Origin of the sequence: Archangium sp. (assembly GCF_036277355.1) — a bacterium.
GTDB lineage: Bacteria > Myxococcota > Myxococcia > Myxococcales > Myxococcaceae > Archangium.
On the sequence record NZ_DASUNC010000167.1, the window covers coordinates 1 to 18,211 of the forward strand.

19 protein-coding genes and 2 pseudogenes are annotated in these 18,211 nt (G+C 68.7%); 4 read left to right on the top strand and 17 right to left on the bottom strand.

Annotation, left to right across the window (positions count from 1 at the left end; translation table 11 throughout):
* From VFZ09_RS40960 to VFZ09_RS41015, 12 genes and pseudogenes are all read right to left on the bottom strand, one after another.
* A pseudogene (locus VFZ09_RS40960) lies at window positions 1-354 on the bottom strand (hypothetical protein); the annotation flags it as partial.
* A gap of 205 nt (window positions 355-559) precedes the next feature.
* Window positions 560-730 carry an Imm52 family immunity protein gene (locus VFZ09_RS40965; protein WP_329733318.1) on the bottom strand — a complete coding sequence of 57 codons (171 nt, stop codon included), beginning with the start codon at window positions 728-730 and terminating at the stop codon, window positions 560-562.
* 25 nt (window positions 731-755) lie between these two features.
* Window positions 756-1,511 (bottom strand): DUF5953 family protein, encoded by a 756-nt coding sequence (locus VFZ09_RS40970; RefSeq protein ID WP_329733319.1) that lies wholly within the window; start codon window positions 1,509-1,511, stop codon window positions 756-758.
* The gene (locus VFZ09_RS40975; protein ID WP_329733232.1) at window positions 1,511-2,530 is read right to left on the bottom strand and encodes a DUF6310 domain-containing protein; all 1,020 of its coding nucleotides are present in this window, start codon (window positions 2,528-2,530) and stop codon (window positions 1,511-1,513) included. The genes VFZ09_RS40970 and VFZ09_RS40975 overlap by 1 nt, the downstream gene beginning before the upstream one ends.
* 319 nt (window positions 2,531-2,849) lie before the next feature.
* Window positions 2,850-3,110: pseudogene (locus tag VFZ09_RS40980) on the bottom strand (glutathione S-transferase family protein); the annotation flags it as partial.
* A 105-nt stretch (window positions 3,111-3,215) separates the two neighbouring features.
* Window positions 3,216-3,953 (bottom strand): SDR family oxidoreductase, encoded by a 738-nt coding sequence (locus tag VFZ09_RS40985; protein ID WP_329733233.1) that lies wholly within the window; start codon window positions 3,951-3,953, stop codon window positions 3,216-3,218.
* On the bottom strand, window positions 3,931-5,328 hold the full coding sequence (locus VFZ09_RS40990; RefSeq protein ID WP_329733234.1) for an NAD(P)/FAD-dependent oxidoreductase: 1,398 nt from the start codon (window positions 5,326-5,328) through the stop codon (window positions 3,931-3,933). The genes VFZ09_RS40985 and VFZ09_RS40990 overlap by 23 nt, the downstream gene beginning before the upstream one ends.
* Window positions 5,315-6,595, bottom strand: a complete 1,281-nt coding sequence (gene kynU, locus VFZ09_RS40995) for a kynureninase (RefSeq protein WP_329733235.1) — start codon at window positions 6,593-6,595, stop codon at window positions 5,315-5,317. Before kynU ends, VFZ09_RS40990 begins: the two co-directional genes overlap by 14 nt.
* Window positions 6,596-7,609 (bottom strand): amidohydrolase family protein, encoded by a 1,014-nt coding sequence (locus VFZ09_RS41000; protein ID WP_329733236.1) that lies wholly within the window; start codon window positions 7,607-7,609, stop codon window positions 6,596-6,598.
* Entirely contained in the window at window positions 7,606-8,133 is a 528-nt protein-coding gene (gene nbaC / locus VFZ09_RS41005; protein ID WP_329733237.1) for a 3-hydroxyanthranilate 3,4-dioxygenase, read from the bottom strand. The genes VFZ09_RS41000 and nbaC overlap by 4 nt, the downstream gene beginning before the upstream one ends.
* A gap of 1 nt (window position 8,134) precedes the next feature.
* Window positions 8,135-8,566: a RidA family protein gene (locus tag VFZ09_RS41010; protein ID WP_329733238.1), complete on the bottom strand. Its 432-nt coding sequence runs from the start codon at window positions 8,564-8,566 to the stop codon at window positions 8,135-8,137.
* The gene (locus tag VFZ09_RS41015) at window positions 8,563-10,005 is read right to left on the bottom strand and encodes an aldehyde dehydrogenase (RefSeq protein WP_329733239.1); all 1,443 of its coding nucleotides are present in this window, start codon (window positions 10,003-10,005) and stop codon (window positions 8,563-8,565) included. Before VFZ09_RS41015 ends, VFZ09_RS41010 begins: the two co-directional genes overlap by 4 nt.
* Before the next feature lie 210 nt (window positions 10,006-10,215).
* On the opposite strand from VFZ09_RS41015, the gene VFZ09_RS41020 reads away from it, so the two are divergent.
* Complete coding sequence (locus VFZ09_RS41020; RefSeq protein ID WP_329733240.1) at window positions 10,216-11,307, top strand: AAA family ATPase; 1,092 nt, start codon at window positions 10,216-10,218, stop codon at window positions 11,305-11,307.
* Window positions 11,304-11,951: a DUF3226 domain-containing protein gene (locus tag VFZ09_RS41025; protein ID WP_329733241.1), complete on the top strand. Its 648-nt coding sequence runs from the start codon at window positions 11,304-11,306 to the stop codon at window positions 11,949-11,951. Before VFZ09_RS41020 ends, VFZ09_RS41025 begins: the two co-directional genes overlap by 4 nt.
* A gap of 18 nt (window positions 11,952-11,969) precedes the next feature.
* Here VFZ09_RS41025 and VFZ09_RS41030 read toward each other — a convergent pair whose 3' ends face one another.
* Window positions 11,970-12,467: a DUF1579 domain-containing protein gene (locus VFZ09_RS41030; protein WP_329733242.1), complete on the bottom strand. Its 498-nt coding sequence runs from the start codon at window positions 12,465-12,467 to the stop codon at window positions 11,970-11,972.
* A 122-nt stretch (window positions 12,468-12,589) separates the two neighbouring features.
* Here VFZ09_RS41030 and VFZ09_RS41035 point away from each other — a divergent pair, with 122 nt between their 5' ends.
* Together VFZ09_RS41035 and VFZ09_RS41040 are read left to right on the top strand one after the other, a co-directional pair.
* Window positions 12,590-13,375 (top strand): 2-keto-4-pentenoate hydratase, encoded by a 786-nt coding sequence (locus VFZ09_RS41035; RefSeq protein ID WP_329733243.1) that lies wholly within the window; start codon window positions 12,590-12,592, stop codon window positions 13,373-13,375.
* Window positions 13,376-13,507: 132 nt separating this feature from the next.
* On the top strand, window positions 13,508-15,517 hold the full coding sequence (locus tag VFZ09_RS41040; RefSeq protein ID WP_329733244.1) for a two-component system sensor histidine kinase NtrB: 2,010 nt from the start codon (window positions 13,508-13,510) through the stop codon (window positions 15,515-15,517).
* A 152-nt stretch (window positions 15,518-15,669) separates the two neighbouring features.
* Here VFZ09_RS41040 and VFZ09_RS41045 read toward each other — a convergent pair whose 3' ends face one another.
* The 4 genes from VFZ09_RS41045 to VFZ09_RS41060 form a co-directional block, all read right to left on the bottom strand.
* Window positions 15,670-15,933 carry a DUF5985 family protein gene (locus tag VFZ09_RS41045; protein WP_329733245.1) on the bottom strand — a complete coding sequence of 88 codons (264 nt, stop codon included), beginning with the start codon at window positions 15,931-15,933 and terminating at the stop codon, window positions 15,670-15,672.
* The gene (locus VFZ09_RS41050; protein WP_329733246.1) at window positions 15,930-16,193 is read right to left on the bottom strand and encodes a DUF5985 family protein; all 264 of its coding nucleotides are present in this window, start codon (window positions 16,191-16,193) and stop codon (window positions 15,930-15,932) included. The genes VFZ09_RS41045 and VFZ09_RS41050 overlap by 4 nt, the downstream gene beginning before the upstream one ends.
* Entirely contained in the window at window positions 16,180-16,584 is a 405-nt protein-coding gene (locus tag VFZ09_RS41055) for a hypothetical protein (RefSeq protein WP_329733247.1), read from the bottom strand. The genes VFZ09_RS41050 and VFZ09_RS41055 overlap by 14 nt, the downstream gene beginning before the upstream one ends.
* Before the next feature lie 66 nt (window positions 16,585-16,650).
* Window positions 16,651-18,207 carry a sensor histidine kinase gene (locus tag VFZ09_RS41060; RefSeq protein WP_329733248.1) on the bottom strand — a complete coding sequence of 519 codons (1,557 nt, stop codon included), beginning with the start codon at window positions 18,205-18,207 and terminating at the stop codon, window positions 16,651-16,653.
* Window positions 18,208-18,211: the final 4 nt, after the last annotated feature.

Consider the following 18,211-nt stretch of genomic DNA (forward strand, 5'->3'; position numbering starts at 1 on the left):
CATCTTCACCCACAGGTAGCGCGGGTTCTCCAGGGGCCACTGCCCCGCGCCCAACTGGCGCACGAGGTTGGGGTGGTTCAGGCGCGCGCCCAGCGCCATCTCCCGCCAGGCGCGCTCGGCCCGCTCGGGGCCCTGGTCCAGCGGCAGCACCTTGAGGGCGGACACGTAGCCGCTTTGGCTGCGCACCCGGTACACCGTGGCGAAGCCGCCACGGCCCAGCACCCCCTCCACCACGTCCCCACCAATCCGGGTGCCCACCGGCAGCGGCGGCGCCTCATCGGGCGGAAGCAGGGCGGCCACCACGCCGCGGACAATGGGGTGCTCGGGACTGGGGACTGGCGGATGTGTGGACACGCGGGGCCTACCTCGTGGGACCTCCACTTATCAGGTCACGCGGCCCGGTTGGGGCCGCTCGAGCCTGGACGCTCAACCTCCAGGGGGACCGCCGGAAGGTTCGGTTGTAGCTGCTACCTCCCCATTCGCGCGGGGCTCCCCCGCCTCAACGCACTGCGACGACAGCCCCGGCTCCGAGGTCTCATCGGACCGGGGTGTTTCTTCGTCACGCCGAATGCGTGTCGAGGAGCCAGCGGAGCAGCCCGCGGGCCTCGAGGCTCTGCCGCACCCTCCGGGCAAGCACCAGGTGGTCGGGGCTGTTGCTGCGTAGCAGCTCCGGCGTGAGGACGATGATGCTGCCCTTGTCCTCCACCTCCTCCACCCGCACCGGCTCCATTGGCACGTCTCCTCATCCAGCTACGTCACTCCTCCGCACGCCCACCAATCTCCGGGAACCTCTCATAGGCTCGCTTGAGGGCCTCGAGGTGGGCGGGGTTGTCCACATCGAGCGGCGCCGCGGTGAGCCTCACCACCCACCCTCCCGACGCCGTGCGCCGGGCCCGCGTCAGCAGCTCCGCGTCGCGGGAGGGGTCCGGAAAGCCGATGGCCTCGGCAGCTGCCGCAGACCAGTAGTTGATCCACCCGAGGTACTGGGGGACCGTGGCGGAGCGGATGTTCCACGGGAGCTTGAGCATTGGCAGCCCGTGAGGAGGCCGTTCCGGCCCACCCGACTTCGGGCCCGTCTGCTCCGCGATGAGCAACCTCACGGGGCCGGGCGCCACGACGCCCCACCGGGCGCGCACGCCCTCAGCGACGTTCTCCAGCATGTCCACGGCCGCAGCGACAACGGGCTCGTCCTGGGGGAGCGTCGCGTGAACCGTCAGCAGCGGCTCCCCCCCCGGACTCGAAATTGCGCTCCCCCGTCGGCCTCCCATCGTCACCGGGTAGCTCTCGTCGCCATTGCACAGCAAGCCAAACTTGCCACTCGCGGTCGCTTTAGCCAGCCACGCCGCGCGTTGCGGAAGCGCGACGGGCCGCCCCGAGTCCGAGAGCCGCCACGCCAAGCGCAACCCGGGCACCGCTCGCTCCATCCCTTCAACGGCCGCGAGCGGGCGCCCGTCGTCAACGGCGAGTGCTGGCGCGTAAACGTGAAGATGCAACTCGGCTCGACCGGTCATCATTTGCACTCTGTCACGACGATATCGAAGCTGCGGTCTTCCTTCAGGAGCGCGGCCTTGTGAGCCTCGCTGATCACCCCAACCTTGAAGGCATAGCCACAAGCCACCGCGATGTCCCGGAACTCGGTCAACTCTTCAATCTCCCTCTCGACCGTCACCTTCTTCAGGAAGTCGGTGTACCCGTCGAAGTACTCGACCTTGATCTCCCACAGCACCCGCACTCCCACCTGAAGCGCGTCGAAGTTCTTGCCGGCTACCTGTGCATCCTTCCCGGGCCAGCGGTTGGGCGGATACCCGTCGGCGCACGTGTTGTGCGCCTTGTTACCGCCCTGATGAGGGACCGGAATGGCCTCGCACTTGCGGTCGCGCTCTCTGTCGGTGGGCTCGGGGGCCGGTCCTGGCGGCCAGTCCTCTCCCTCGGGCTTCGACTTGGGACGCCGCTTCTTCTTGAGCTCCGGTGGAGCGCGCTTCGCCTCTGTCACCGGCACTGCTTCCGGCACGGGCCGTGTCTCTGGAACGGGCCGTGTCTCCGGCACGGGCAGCGTTGGCGGCGGCTGCACCTGGGGACGCCCCCGCTTCTCGTAGGACTCCAGCGCCTCTGAAATGGCGAAGCCCACCACCACCACGCCCACGACGATGACCGCGCCCACGGCCAGCTCCGGCGCCGCGAGGACACAGAGCCCGATGCCCAAGGCCCCGGCGCCGGCGGAGGCGACCGAGCACCGCCCCGTGGTGTCCCTGAACCGCACCCGCTCGTGGTCGAGCACCTGGTAGCACCGCTCCGCCAGCACGGGCCAGGGTTGGGAGGCATCCTGCACGACACAGCGCCCCCCGTCCGTCCAGGGCAGCTTCGCCGCTCGCCGGAGGTTGGCCACCGCCACATCCTCGCCCCGGGCGTCGGACCAGTCCGCCGCCGCCACCTGGGGCCCGAGACTCCGCCGCCAGCTGCGCGACGCGCCCGTGAGCGTCCCTCCCATCGGGTAGCCCGTCGCGCATGCCGTCTGCAGCCCAATGAGCACCAGCGCAACGAAGCGCGAGGCCCACCGCGGCCTGTCCCGCGAGCTCCGCCAATCCTCGAGCTGCGTACCCTCCGCCCTCCCCCGCCCCAGGACTCCGGTATTCGTTCGCCACGGCGCTGGCCTTTCCCCAGGTGAAACAACCCTGAAGGATAGGATGCGGGAGACCCAACCATACAGGAGGGAGGCCCTCGCGCAGGGATGAGAACTGACACGCCCCTCTTGTGACTGCGCCCGCTCCGCACGCTCGCGGCGTAGCCCGTGGGGGCCGCCGCCTTACCGGACGCACAGCGGAAAGCGCATGTAATCCCATGCGCTCTGGTTAGCGCGCGCTGCCCGCCGGGGCCCCGAGGCGCTGCTCATAGGCATCCAGCGTCCGCCGCCAGGCGGGCCGTGCCTCACAGCGCTCGCGGTAGGCGGAGACCCGGGGGAAGCCGTCGAGCACGCCCGCGTGGCGCACCTCGCGCAGCACCGTGGTCATCAGGATGTCCGCCACGGTGAACGCCTCGCCGGTGAGATACGGACGCTCCCGAAGCCAGTCCTCGAGCGCTGTCAGCTGGCGCTCGGCCCACTTCACCAGCTCGGGACGCCGCTGCGCGCCGGTGGGATCGGCGGCAGCGTGAGCATTCCAGCATTGTCGACGCCGTGTCCGGCCGCTGTCGAGCGCATCGGCGGAAGAGAGGGGACGTCAGAAGCCGCGCATCCAGCCGCCGTCGATGACGACGGACTGCCCGGTGATGTAGCCCGCCTGCTCCGAGGCGAGGAACGTCACCAGTGCGCCCAGCTCCTCGGGCTTGCCCAGGCGGCGCGCCGGAATCGCAGACGTAATCTTGTCCTCGGGCACGCCCAGCTCCTTGAGCCGCTCCGTCGCGTGGTAGCCCGGCTGCACGCCGTTGATGGTGACACCGTGCTCGGCCACCTCGTTGCTCACCGTCTTCACCAGCCCCATGAGCCCCGCGCGCAGGCCGTTGGAGATGGTCAGCAGCGGCATCGCCTCGCGCGCGGCCACCGACGTCACCAGGATGATGCGGCCCCAGCGCCGCTCCTTCATCCCCGGCAGTGCCGCCTGCAGGCCCTCCACCACGCTCATCCACAGGCTCTGGAAGCCGTCCTGCCACTGCTCGGCGGTGAGCTTCTCGATGCTCCCCTTGGGCGGCCCGCCCGTGTTCGCCACGAGGATGTCCACGCCGCCCATCGCGCCCATCACCTTCTCCACCAGCTCCTTCGTCGTGCCCGGCTTCGTCAGGTCCGCCGTCACGCCGAGCTCGGCGCCCATGCGCTGAGCGGCGTCGCGGATGCGCGCCTCGTCGCGCGAGCAGATGGCCACGCGCGCGCCCTCCTTCACCAGCTGCGCGCCAATGGCGTACCCCAGTCCAGCCGAGGCGCCCAGCACCAGCGCCCTCCTACCTCGCAGTCCCAAATCCATCCGAATGCTCCTTCACGAAGGGCACCAGCCGCTCGCGAATGAGCGTGCGCGCCCTGTCCAGGTCCACGTCTTCCGCCCGCGTGAGGCCCTCGCTCAGCTCGGCGACGATGCCGCCCGCGATGGCCCCCACCTCGTACGCCAGACGGTACGGCGTCAGGCTGAAGCTCACCAGCGTGTAGCGGCTCAGGAACTCGCCCGGGAAGGACTTGAGCAGCTCCTTCTCCACCGCCTTCTCCAAGAGGAAGCGCGGGTCCGCCGTCTTGTGCTGCATCTCCACGAAGTTCTCCACCGCCATGTCCGCGATGGCATCCGCGTTCGGCTTGCGCAGCCGGAAGAACTCCACGAAGGCGTCCTCCCACCGCGTGTGCTTCCCGAGGCACGCATCCAGCGCCACGCAGTCCTCGAAGCCGCAGTTCATCCCCTGCCCGAAGAAGGGCACGATGGCGTGCGCCGCGTCCCCGAGCAGCAGCGCCCGGCTCCCCACGTGCCACGGCTCGCTCTTCACCGTCACCATCGTCCCGGTGGGGTTGTGGAAGAAGTCGTGCGTCAGGCCGGGCATCAGCGCCAGCGCGTCCGGGAACTGCTCCTCGAAGAAGCCCACCAGCTGCGCCGGCGTCCCCAGCGACTCGAAGCTCACCGGGCCCTGGAAGGGCAGGAAGAGCGTGCACGTGAAGCTGCCATCCAGGTTCGGCAGGGCGATCAGCATGTACGAGCCGCGCGGCCAGATGTGCAGCGCGTGCTTCTCCATCTGGAAGGCGCCGCCCGGGCCGGGGGGAATCGTCAGCTCCTTGTACCCGTGGCTCAGCTGCTCCTGGGCCGCGCGGTAGCCCGGCGCCTGCGCCATCTCGCGCCGCACCGCCGAGCCCGAGCCGTCCGTGCCGAGCACCACCGGCGTGTATACCTCGCGCGAGGGGCCGCCCGCCCTGTCCACGATGTCGAGCACGCCCTTCTGGAAGTCCACGCGCTGCACGCGCTGCTCGAACTGGATGCGCACCCGGCCCGTCGCTTCCGCGTGGGTCATCAGGAACTTGTTCAGCCACGCGCGCGAGATGCTGTTGATGTGCTGGGACTCGTCCTTGCCGTAGGCCTGATAGGCGAGCCCGCCGGAGACGGGGTGGATCATCCGGCCGCGCATGGGGATGGCGTGGCGCAGCGCCTCCTCCTCCAGCCCCACCTGCCGCAGCGCGTACAACCCGCGGGCGGAGATGGCGAGGTTGATGGAGCGGCCCGCGCCAATCTCCTCGCGGCGCATGTCCGGGCGCCATTCCAGGACGTCCACCTGGAAGCCACGCCGCGCCAGGTACATCGAGAGGAGCGAGCCCACCAGCCCCGCTCCCACCACCGTCACACGTTGCGTCCGGTCAATCTCGTGCATGACGTTCGAGCACTCCCGCGAAGCGGTATACGTCAAGGAAGCTCACATAGAGCGGAGCCGGCGCGGCGCGGATGATGTCCGGTGAACGGAAGTCGCAGAGGACGCCCTGCGCCGTCAGCTTCTCGAGCAGCTCCCGGGGCTCCTGGGTGAAGCGCAGCGACAGGTGGGCCCCGCGCTGCTTCGGGTCCCTCGGCGTGGTGATGCGCACGAAGCCGGGCGGGAGCCGGTCCAGGAGGAACTCCAGGTAGCCGGTGAGCAGCTCGCTCTTGCGGCGCAGGGCCGGCATGGTGGCGCGATCGAAGATCTCCATGGACGCGCGCAGTGCCGCCATCTGGAAGATGGGCGGATTGGACAGCTGCCAGCCCTCGGCGCCCGGAATGGGCTCGAAGTCGGGCCCCATCTGGAAGCGCGTCTGCTTGTCGTGGCCCCACCACCCCTGGAAGCGGGGCAGCGTCTTGTCACGCGCGTGGCGCTCGTGGACGAAGACACCACCGAGCGTGCCCGGGCCGCCATTGAGGTACTTGTACGAGCACCACACGGCGAAGTCCGGCCCGTCATCATGCAGCGAGAGGTGGAGGTTGCCCGCCGCGTGCGCCAGGTCGAAGCCCACCTTGCAGCCCTGCCGGTGCGCGGCGCGGGTGATGGCGGCCATGTCGAAGGCCTGCCCGGTGAGGTAGTTCACGTTGCCCAGCAGCACCAGGGCGATCTCCTTCCCGTGCCGCTCGATCGTCTCGAGGATGTCCTCGGAGCGCAGCGTCTCCTCGCCGGGGCGCGGGGTGAGCGGAAGCACGGCCTCCTCCGGGGTGTACCCGTGGAAGCGCACCTGCGAGGCCACCGCGTACTGATCCGAGGGGAAGGCGCCTCCCTCCATGAGGATTTTGCGGCGCTCGCCCGAGGGCCGGTAGAAGGACACCAGCATCAGGTGGAGGTTCACCGAGAGGGTGTTCATCACCACCACCTCGAGCGGGTGGGCGCCCACCAGCCGGGCCGTCTGCTCGGTGAGGAACTCGTGGTAGGGCATCCACGGATGCGAGCCGCGGAAGTGGCCCTCCACGCCGTGCTGCTCCCACGCCTCCAGCGCCTCCAGCACGTAGGGCTTCGCCTTGCGCGGCTGGAGTCCCAGCGAGTTGCCCACGAGGTAGATGACGGGCTCGCCGTGGTGGCGGGGAAAGAGGAACTCGTCGCGGAAGTGACGGAGCGGATCCTCCGCGTCCATCCGCCGGGCGAACGCCTCACTGGCCTCGTACCGCACCGCTTCACCGCTCATCTACGTGAACTCCTCATACGAGCGCCCGAGCCACGCGAGCGCGTTGCGGCACAACAGCTTCTCCCGGGTGGTGGCGTCGAAGTCCGCGAGGGACTCCACGAGCGTGCCCGGCCGGTCCTCGCCGAGCGGGAACGGGTAGTCACTGCCGAGGGCCACCTTGTCCGGGCCGAACAGCTTCACGATGAAGCGCAGCATGTCCGGGTCGTGCACCAGCGAGTCCACCCAGAAGCGGCCCAGGGCGTCGCGGGGCGGCACGGGGTTGTCCACCGCGACGAGGTCCGGCCGCACCTGGAAGCCGTGCTCGATGCGGCCGAAGGTGCCCGGGAAGGCGCCGCCGCCGTGCGCGAAGGCGAGCCGCAGCTTCGGCAGCTTCTCCAGCGTGCCCGCGAAGAGGAGCGAGCAGAGGGCCAGCGCCACCTCGGCGGGCATGCCCACGAGCCAGGGCATCCAGTACTTCTTCATCCGCGCCTCGCCCAGCATGTCCCAGGGGTGGACGAAGAGGGCGGCGCCCAGGTCCGCCGCGGCCTCGAAGAAGGGGAAGAGCTCCGGCTCGCCCAGGTTGAGGCCGTTGACGTGCGAGCCCACCTGCACGCCCGCCATCCCCAGCTCGCGCATGCAGCGCTCCAGCTCGCGCACGGCCAGCTCGGGGGACTGCAGGGGTACCGTGCCCAGCCCCACGAAGCGCTTGGGGTGCGCCTTCACCACCGAGGCCAGCTGGTCATTGAGGAAGCGAGACAGATCCAACCCGTGCTCCGGCTTCGTCCAGTACCCGAACATCACCGGCACCGTGGACAGCACCTGCACGCTGACGCCGTGCGCATCACACTCCTCGATGCGCTTCACCGGGTCCCAGCAGTTGCTCTCGATTTCACGGAAGAACTTCCCGTCATCGCGCACCATGCGCGCCCGGCACGGGGCGTGGTGCTCCAGCGTCATGAAGCCGCCGTAACCGTAGCGCTCGGCGAAGCGCGGCAGCTCGGGCGGCAGCAGGTGCGTGTGGATGTCGATCTTCATGAGGCCTTGCGCTGCTCGCGAGTCACGCGGAAGCCGCACTGCTTGCAGGTGCAGTGCTCCGGGTTGCCATAGAAGCGCTCGAAGATGGGCGGCAGCTGGGTGACGATGTTGGTGACCTGGAGGTACTCGTCATACAGCCTGGTGTTGCACTGGGGGCAGAACCACGCGAAGCCATCCAGCTCGCCCTCGCGGCGCTTGCGCTCGATGACCAGGCCCACCGTGCCCGCGGGCCGCTGCGGCGAGTGCGGCACGTTGGGGGGCAAGAGGAAGATCTCCCCCTCGCGGATGGGGATGTCCTGCGGCTTGCCGTCCTCCATGACGCGCAGGGTGATGTCCCCCTCCACCTGGTAGAAGAACTCCTCGCTCTCGTCGATGTGGAAGTCGGTGCGCGAGTTGGGCCCGCCCACCACCATCACGATGAAGTCCCGGTCCTGCCACACCATCTGGTTGCCCACGGGGGGCTTGAGCAGGTGGCGGTGCTCGTCGATCCACTTCTTGAAGTTGAGGGGTTGCAGCCGGCTCATCTCAGTCTCCGATGGTGGCGATGCACTTCAATTCGATGGCGATGGGGGTGGGCAACGCGGTGATGCCGAGCGTCGTCCGGCACGGCGGGGTGGGCACGTCCTTGAAGTACTCGGCCCACAGGCGGTTGTACGTGGGGAAGTCCTTCTTCATGTCCGTGAGGTACACCGTCACGTCCACGAGCTTGTCCCACGAGGAGCCCGCCTCCTCCAGGATGTAGCGCACGTTGCGGAACACCGAGTGCGTCTGCGTCTCGATGTCGTAGGAGACGATGTGGCCCTGGGCATCCAGCTCGACGCCGGGGATCTTCTTGCTCCCGCGCTCGCGCGGACCCACGCCGGAGAGGAACAGCAGGTTGCCCACGCGCCGGGCGTGGGGATAGAGGCCCACCGGCTCGGGAGCCTTCTGGGAGTCGACTCGATCGGAGTTGCTCATAGCTTCACGCACACGTTCTTGGGCTCGGTGAAGAAGCGCAGCGCGTCCAGGCCGCCCTCGCGTCCCACGCCCGATTCCTTCACGCCGCCGAACGGCGTGCGCAGGTCGCGCAGCATCCAGCAGTTCACCCAGACGATGCCGCTCTCCAGCTTCGCGGCCAAGCGGTGCGCCCGGGTGACGTCGCGCGTCCACACGCTCGCCGCCAGCCCGTAGCGCGTGCTGTTGGCCCAGGCGAGCACCTCCTCCTCCTTCTCGAAGGAGGTGATGGTGGCCACCGGTCCGAAAATCTCTTCCTGGTTGGTCGCGCACGCGTGGCCCAGGCCCTCGATGAGCGTGGGCTCCACGAACCAGCCGTTGCGGCAGCGGCCCGGCACCTCGGCGCGCTTGCCTCCGGTGAGGACGCGGCCGCCTTCCTTGCGCGCCACCTCGATGCAGCCCATCACCTTCTCGAAGTGCTGCGGGGACACCAGCGCGCCCTGGTCCGTCGAGGGCTCCAGTGGGTCGCCCACCTTCAGCGCCTTCGTGCGCTCCACCAGCGCCGCCTTGAAGCGCTCGTAGATGGGGGCCTGCACGAAGATGCGCGAGCCGCAGAGACAGATTTGACCCTGGTTGGAGAACGACGAGCGCACCGTGGTGGCCAGGGCCTCGTCGAAGTCGCAGTCGGCGAAGATGACGTTGGGATTCTTGCCGCCCATCTCCAGCGAGAGCTTCTTGAAGAGCGGCGCGGCGGTGCGGGCGATTTCGGCGCCGGTGCGCGTGCTGCCGGTGAAGGAGATGGCGCTGATCTCCGGGTGGCGGCTCATGGCGGAGCCCACCCTGGCGCCGTAGCCGTGGACGATGTTGAGCACGCCGGGAGGCAGGCCGGCCTCGCGGCACACCTGGGCGAGCAGGTACGCCGTCATGGGCGTCACCTCGGAGGGCTTGGCCACCACGCAGTTGCCGATGGCGAGCGCGGGCGCGAGCTTCCAGGTGAGCAGGTAGAGGGGCAGGTTCCACGGCGAGATGCAGCCCACCACGCCCAGGGGCGAGCGCAGCGTGTAGTTGAGCGCCCCGCCGTCCATGACGTGGGCCTCGGTGGAGAACTGCGTCACCGCGTCCGCGAAGAACTCGAAGTTCTGGATGCTGCGGGGAATGTCCACCGTGGAGGCCAGCGTGAGCGGCTTGCCGGTGTCGATGGCCTCGGCGCGGGCGAAGGCGTCCAGCCGCGAGCGGAGGGTGTCCGCGACGCGGCGCAGCAATCGAGCCCGCTCGCTGGCCGGGGTGGCGGCCCAGGCGGGAAACGCGTTCCGGGCGGCCTCCACGGCGCGCTGGATGTCCTTCTCGTCCGAGTCCGGCACCTGGACCGCGGGCTCTCCGGTGGCCGGGTCCGGCTTGTCGAACCAGACCTGGGAGCTCGGGGCGACCAGCTCTCCGCCGATGTAGTTGAGGACCTTCTCCATGCGCGCATCCTCCTCGGGCAAGCCGGGGCCCGGAATACCACGGGCCCCACACCCCGGCTACCGGGGCGGGGGCGCCGGAGCGTTCAGTTCTGGAGTCCTTCCCAAGCGAGGAGCCGGTCGCCCCAGCCGCCCTCGCTCACAACTGGAGCGTTGGGGGTGCTGATGGTAGACGCGAGAGCGGCTGTCCCTCTTGTGCCTGGAGTCTCCTGCATGATGACCACTCTGCGGATTGATAACTTCCGCTCCTTCCGCAAGCTCACCGTGGAAGGGTTGACCCGGGTCAGCCTGCTGGTCGGCACGAACAACGCGGGGAAGACCTCGGTGCTCGAAGCCGCCGAGTTGGTGCTGGGCGGGACAAGCCCCTCCATTCTCGAACGCAGTGCGCGCAGCCGAGGCGAGTACGTTCCCATCCGGGATTTTAGCGGCGGCTACATCGAGGTGAACCATCTCTTCCATGGCCACACTCTCGAACCCGAAAAATCTTTCAAGATCGAGGCGGTCGTGGGAGAGCATCCTCGGTTCATCAACTGTAGGGTTATTCCCCGCCCCTCCGGAAAGATGGAGGGCGACGAGATTGCACCGCCTGTTGAGTTTCTCAGGTCTGGCTCCCCGAACCTCGCCCTCTCGATTTCAGGAGATGGAATGAGTCCGGAGGTCCACACCTTTCCATTGGCTGGCTACAACGTCATGTCTCGTCTACTGCGTCATGCAGTGGCGAAGCCTGCTGGTAACGACTGGAAGGTCCGGTTCATGGGAACGGCCGCACCACCCGTTTCGGAACTCCAGCTGCTATGGGATGACATTGTACTGACCCCGGAAGAAGCAAAAGTCACGAGCGCGCTCCAGATCATCGAGCCAGACATCGAACGTCTCGCGGCCCTGTCCGGGCCGAGGTCGGAAAGGGGGGGAAGCATGTTCGTCAAGCTCAGAGGCTCTGACGAACGCATCCCACTGGGAAGCATGGGAGAGGGAATCAAACGGCTCCTCGCCTTGAGCATGAACCTCGTGAGCTCAGCGGGCGGTTACCTGCTCATCGATGAAATCGACACGGGGCTGCACCATTCCGTCATGACGCAGATGTGGCGGCTCGTCGTGGAAGTGGCGCGACGAATGGACGTCCAGGTGCTGGCCACGACCCACAGCCTCGATTGCGTCAGGGCGCTGGCATCCCTTTACGAGGAGTCCCCCGATGTCCGGGACCTCATCTCGCTGCATCGCATCGAGCGCGGCGCCGAGGCGAGTGTCCCCTACTCCGCCGATGAAATCCTCGCGGCCTCCCAGCACCAGATGGAACTCCGGTGAGCAAGCCCCTTCCCAAGAGTCCCTACCGGTTGATGGTCGAAGGTCCGGATGACCAGTGGACCATCATCAATCTCCTCGGCCGTCATGGGTACGACTGGCAGGATGACCGCACGACACGTCCCTACGTCGAAGCCGCTGGAGGCGTCGAGAAACTGCTCGTGAAGGCCACGCTCTCCACGGCGCTCAAGACGTACGAACGGCTCGGGCTCGTCATCGACGCGGACCTGACCCCCACCCACCGGTGGCAGCAGCTCAAGGACCTCTTCAGGGAGTTGGGCGTCACCCTGCCAGCGACCCCCTCTCCAGATGGCACGGTCACCGCCGGAATCCGCCCCAACTCGCGCGTCGGCATCTGGCTCATGCCAGACAACTCACAGCCCGGGCGGGTCGAGGAGTTCATCGAGAAGCTGATTCCCCACGGGGATACAGTCTGGCCGCATGCTCAGGCCACGACCACCCAGGCCCTGGCGCTGGGCGCCAGGTTGAGTCAGCGCGACCATCTCAAGGGCGCCATCCATGCCTGGCTCGCGTGGCAGAGGGACCCGGGTCTACCCTTCGGCACAGCGCTGACCACCGAAGTGCTCGGCCATGATTCACCAGAGGCCCTGCGCTTCGTCGGCTGGTTCAAGCAGTGCTTCACCTGACCAGCCGATTACCGCGGTTCAGCGCTTACGCCGGTACTCCGTCTCCACCGCCTTGGCCTCCTGGCCGTCGGGGGTGATGTTGTAGTGGGTGATGATCAACCGGTCCGCCTCAGGCTGTTGAACCTCCGTGCGCCAGCCCCACGGCGGCCCGGAGGGAGCGTCGTAGCTGCCCAGCACTCCGAAGCCCCGGCCCTCGTTCGCCCCCTTGAAGGACATGATGCTCGTGCCGGTGTGGAAGCTGTCCACCCACGCCATCTCGAAGCGGTCCGGATCCAGGTGGTAGCCGAGAATCGCCATGCCCGAGAGCGGCTTGCCCTGGATCGAGCCCTCGTACTCGTACACCATGAACCGTCCTCCCGCCGCGGGACGCAGCGTGCCACGCCAGGGCGACTCATCCTCGAGCTTGCCCGGCTCGAACCACGTCTTCGTCATCCCCTCCCACTCCCCGGCGAGCTGAGCCAACCGGTGGTGCAGACCGCCTTCCTTGCTGGACTCCTCGAACGTCCGCTTCGCCATGCGTGAGCCTCCTGTGGGAGCGGAACCTAGGCGTCTTTCACCGGACCGCGCCAGAAACGCGGCTTGCGCTCGCGGCGGCGGCATCGGTAAACGGGCCCCTCCCCCCCACTTCGGAGATGGCGATGAGCGCACGCATGCACGAGGAGCTGGCCCGGCTGTTGGATCAGGCACGGCTGGAGGCTCGCGCGGTCCCTCCCCTCACCCGGGCCCACCCCACCCTCTCGCTCCCGGACGGCTATGCCATCCAGGCCGAGGGCCGCCGCCTGCGCACCGCTCGCGGCGAGCACGTGGTGGGCCTGAAGATGGGCTTCACCTCCGAGGCCAAGCGCAAGCAGATGAACCTGGACCTGCCCATCTACGGCTTCATCACCGACCGCATGGCGGTCCCCGCCGGCGGCACGCTCCGGATGCAGGGCTCCATCCACCCCCGCATCGAGCCGGAGATCGCCTTCCGCACCTCGCGCGAGCTGCGCGGCCGCATCACCCGCGAACAGGCGCTCGACGCCTGCTCCACCGTGTTCGCGGCCATGGAGATCCTCGACTCGCGCTTCGTCGACTTCAAATACTTCTCCCTGCCGGACGTGGTGGCGGACAACACCTCCGCCTCGCACTACGTCTTGAGCACCCTCGAGCGCCCGCCGCGCGAGCTGGACCTCCCCAACCTCCAGATGGTCATGGAGGTGAATGGCGAGCGCGTCCAGGCGGCGCGCTCGGATGCCATCTCGGGAGACCCCGTGGTCTCCATCCTCCAGCTGTGCGAGCTGCTCGACCAGCACGGGCAGTCACTGCCCGCCGGCAGCATCGTGCTCTCCGGAGCCGCCACCGCGGCCCAGCCGCTCCGGGCCGGGGACCGCGTCCGCCTCACCGTCGAGGGGCTGGGCGAGCTCTCCGTCTCCGTCGCGCCCTGAGCACGTCCAGCAGCCAACGTCTCGACCCCCACTCCTCTCGAAGGTCGGTTATGATGTGGTGCGTCAACCCACCTTGACGCCAGACAAGCCACACGGGCGCGTGAGACAAGTGCGGCAAGGGGGAGGAATGCCATGCACGTCGTCACGCTGGGAGTTCCCCAAACCGTCCGCGAGGAATGGGAGCGCAGGCTGCGCGAGGAGGGCATGCGTCACGCGGTGGAGTGCCAGGTCCAGCACGCACGGGGCCTGGAGGAGCTGCCCGAGCTGATTCCTCCCGGGCTGCTGGTGCTCTGGGACGCGGGCGGGCCGGTGCAGGACACGCTCACGCTCTGCCAGCGGCTGCACGCGCGCCGGGAGCCGCTGCGCTCGCAGCTGGTGGTGCTGACCCCGCGCGGCCCGGACGAGTTGCACACCCTCGAGCAGGCCGGCGCCGACGAGTGCCTGCCGCCTCCGGGGGAGCGCTGGGGCGCGCGGCTGATCGCCCTGGAGCGGCGGCTGCGCGCATGGGAGCCCTCGGCCTTGATGGTGGCGGGTAGCAACCGCATGCGGACGGAGGCCACGCTCCAGGCGCTGCTGGAGTTCACCCTGGCCGAGCCCGGCCCCGACTTCTTCCAGGTGATGGTGCGGCAGTTGGCCCAGGCGCTCGGCATCACGTGCGCGCTGGTGGGCGAGCTGGATGGGGACTCGGTGCGCAAGCTGGCCTGCTTCAACCTGGGCGACTTCTGCGAGCTGCCGCCCTACGCGCTGGCCGGGACGCCGTGTGAGATCACCGTGGACCAGGCCATCTGCCACTACCCGGACGGGGTGGCCGCGCGCTTCCCCGAGGACACGATGCTGCGCGAGCAGGGCCTGCGCAGCTACCTGGGCGCGGCGCTGAGGGACTCCAGTGGCCAGCCCATCGGCGTGCTGGCCATCCTGCATGATCGGCCGCTCGAGGCGCGGCAGCTGGACTACGCGCTCATCAACGCCTTCGCGGTGCGCGCGGGCTTCGAGCTGGAGCGCCGTCGCCGGCGTGACGAGCTGGAGCGCTCGCGCGACCTGCTGCAGAAGACGCTCGACACCGTGCCGGAGCCGCTGCTGGTGAAGGACCGGGGGTACCGGTGGATCGCCATGAACAGCGCCTTCTGCCGGCTCATGGGGCGTCCGCTGGAGGATCTGCTCGGCAGGACGGACCGCGACCTCATGCCCAAGGCCGAGGCGGACACGTTGCGCCGGCAGGACGAGCAGGTCTTCACCACCGGCCAACCCCACGAGGCCGAGGACACCTTCACCGACGCGTCCGGCCAGACGCGCGTGCTCCTCACCCGGAAGACGCTCTTCATGGGCGGAGGCCGCTCCCTGCTGATGGTGCTCAGCCGGGACATCACGGATCGCAAGCGGCTGGAGTCGCAGCTGCGGCTGGCGGACCGGATGGCGTCGGCGGGCACGCTGGCCACGGGCCTGGCGCATGAAATCAACAACCCGCTCACCTTCGTCTCGGCCAACCTCACCTTCCTGGAGGAGCAGCTGACGGGGATGATGGTGCTGCCCGAGGCGCTGCCCGAGATGCGCGAGGTGCTCTCGGAGACGCGCGAGGGCGTGGGGCGCATCCGCGAGCTGGTGCAGGACTTGAAGTCCTTCGCGCGGGCCGACGACGAGCGCGTGGGGCCGGTGGACGTGCACCGGGTGGTGGAGAGCGCGTTGAGGCTGATGCGCAGTGCGATGCGGCACCGCACGCAGGTGGTGCGCGCGTTCGGCGAGGTGCCGCCCGTGCGCGGCAACGAGGCGCGGCTGGGACAGGTGCTCGTCAACCTGCTGGTGAACGCGCTGCAGGCGCTCCCGGCGCGCACCGCCGACGACAACCGCATCCAGGTGTCCACGTGGCGCGAGGGGCCCCACCACGTGGTGCTCCAGGTGGAGGACAACGGGCAGGGCATTCCCCTGGAGATCCAGCGGCGCATCTTCGAGCCCTTCTTCACCACCAAGCCGGTGGGCGTGGGCACCGGCCTGGGGCTGGCCATCTGCAACAGCATCGTGCAGGGCATGGGCGGAAGAATCGAGGTGCGCAGCCAGCCGGGCCAGGGCACCGCCTTCCAGCTGAAGCTGCCCGTGGACGGCATGACGCCCCCGCTGCGGGGCAAGGAGGCCGTACTCCCGCTGTAGCGCTCAGGGAGAGCGGCACGTCCGCTCGTCCGGGCGCGGCTCACATTCGCGCATCAGCCCGCAGCTCGCCGCATCTCCGCCCTGACAGGCCCGGGGACAGCAGCCGAAGAGGGCCCGCCGCGTGGGTCCTCTCGCGGGGCCCGCGCCCGTCCCTACTTGCGAGGCGCCGCCCGGTTCTTGTCGATGATGGCCACCAGGATGAGGACGAACGAGACCAGCCGGATGATGTACGCCGTGAGCTGGTTCTCGCTGCTGTCCCGCAGGTACAAGCCCACCATGCGGTGCACCGCCATCAACCAGAAGGAGGCGGCGAAGAAGGCGAAGAAGCGGTCGCGCGTCTTCCTCCAGAACCGGAGGAAGAACAACCCGGCGACCAGCGCCAGCGCAGCCGCCATGCCGGAGAGGAACTCGTTCATTCGGAATCCCACACCAGTCCGAAGACCAGCAGCGCGAGCGACAGCAGCCCGGACAGGTTGCGGAACAGCAGCAGATCCCTCCCGGGAAACACAATCAGGTCCGCCACCAGCAGGATGTTGTTCACCGCCAGCCCCACGAAACACAGGCTGCTCCACAGCAGCAGGGGGACCCGGTTCTGCGCATACCCGCGCAGAAGCAGCACCGCGCAGGCGAGGCTGGTCACCGCACACAGCAGGAAGACCGCATCAGCCATTGTCATCGTCAGCGTCCTTTCGGAGCCGGAAGGCGTCGGCGAAAGTCCGGATCTTGTCGACCGGCTTGGAGAAGATGAGGTTGATGACCGTCACGCGGCGCTCCGAGTACGCTGCGGCGAGCCCGGACACCGCCTCTCCCATCTGGGGACTCTCCGGCGCGTAGCGGTATTCCGCCTCGCTGCCCTGGACCCTGGCCAGGATCGCCGCGCGAGCCATGTCCTTCAGCCGGTCCCCGGCCGACAAGGGGGAGATCCGCAGTTCCCGGGCCACGGACTCCGCGGTCCAGGAACGCTCCGGGTGCTGATGCAGCAGCAAGAGGATCTCCAGCTGCTCGACCGAATCAATGTGTTCGGCAATCAGCCGACGCACTGCTTCGGGAAGATCGCCCGCGCGCAAACGTCATCCCTTTCTCCCCACCTCGGAAAACGGCCCCTTCTACGACGGAAGGTCCTGTTCTGGAAGCTAGGACTGCAGCGGCATGCACACGTGGAACGTACTGCCCTCGCCCTCTACTCCCCGGGACTCCGCCCAGATGCGCCCGCCGTGCTGCTCGATGATGCCCTGGGAGATGGTCAACCCCAGGCCCAGGCCACCATACCTCGCGCCGTGCGCCTGACCGAAGCGTTCGAAGATGACTGGCAATTTTTCAGCCGGGATGCCGATGCCCTGGTCTCGTACCTGGAGCAGGACGTTGCCCGCCTCGGACCAGGCGCGCAGCTCCACCGCGCCGCCCTGGGGCGAGTAGCGGATGGCGTTGGCCACCAGGTTGGTCACCACCTGCTCGATGCGCCCCGGGTCTCCCCGCATGGGCAGCGTCTCGGGCGTCTCCAGCCGCAGCCGGTGCTCGGTGGAGAGCGCCTGCAGCCGCTCACAGGTGGTGCGCAGCAGGGGCACCAGGTCGAACTCCTCCACCTCCAGCGACAGCCGCCCGGTGAGCAGCCGGCTCACGTCCAGCAGGTCCGACACCAGCTTCGTCATCCGGTCCACCTGCCGGTCCAACCCCTCGAGCGCCCGGCGCGGCCCGTCCGTCAGCTCGGCGCCGAACTTGCGCTGGGCCAGCTGCACCTGCATCTTCGCCGCGGCCAGCGGCGTGCGCAGCTCGTGCGAGGCCGCGGCCAGGAAGGCGTCCTTGGCCACACTCGCCCGGGCCAGCTCCTCCTCGGCCCGCTTCTGGTTGTCGATGTCCGTGGCGGTGATGATCCACCCGGTGATGCGGCCACGCTCGTTGCGCTCCGCCACGGCGCGGCCCAGGTGCCAGCGGAACGCCTGGGTGCGCTGGCAGCGCAGGCGGAACTGCACCTCGAAGGGCTGGCCGGTGCCCACCGACTGGCACCAGGCGGCGTACACGCCCTCCCGGTCCTCCGGGTGCATCACCTCCGAGCGCCATAAGTCCTCCACCGCCTCGGAGGGCAGGCCGGACAGCTCCGTCCAGGCGCGGTTGCCATAGCGCAGCCGGCCATCCGGGCCGGCGGCGAACACGCACAGGGGCATGGCGTCGCCCAGCAGGCGGTAGCGGTAGGCGCTCTCGCGCTCCATGGCCTCGCGCTCGCGCTGGCGCAGCAGGGCTTCCTGGCGCTTGAGCTTCTCCTCCTTGAGGAACAGCTCGACGAAGACGGACACCTTCGAGCGGAGGATTTCCGGCGCGAAGGGCTTGAGGACGTAGTCCACCGCGCCCTGGGCGTAGCCGCGGAACACGTGCGAGGCGTCCCGGCTGCGCGCGGTGAGGAAGATGATGGGGATGAAGCGCGAGCGCTCGCGCTCCTTGATGAGCCGGGCCGTCTCGAAGCCGTCCAGGCCCGGCATCTGCACGTCCAGCAGGATGAGGGCGAAGTCCTCGCGCAGCAGGTGCAGCAGGGCCTCTTCGCCCGAGTGCGCCTTCACCACCTCACCCAGGTCGCCGAGCGTGGCTTCCAGGGTGAGGAGGTTGGGAGCGTGATCATCGACGACCAGGATGCGGGCCCGCGGCACCTCCGGCTGAACCGGCAGACCACCGCTGTTCCCCCCCTCGGACCACGTCATCGCT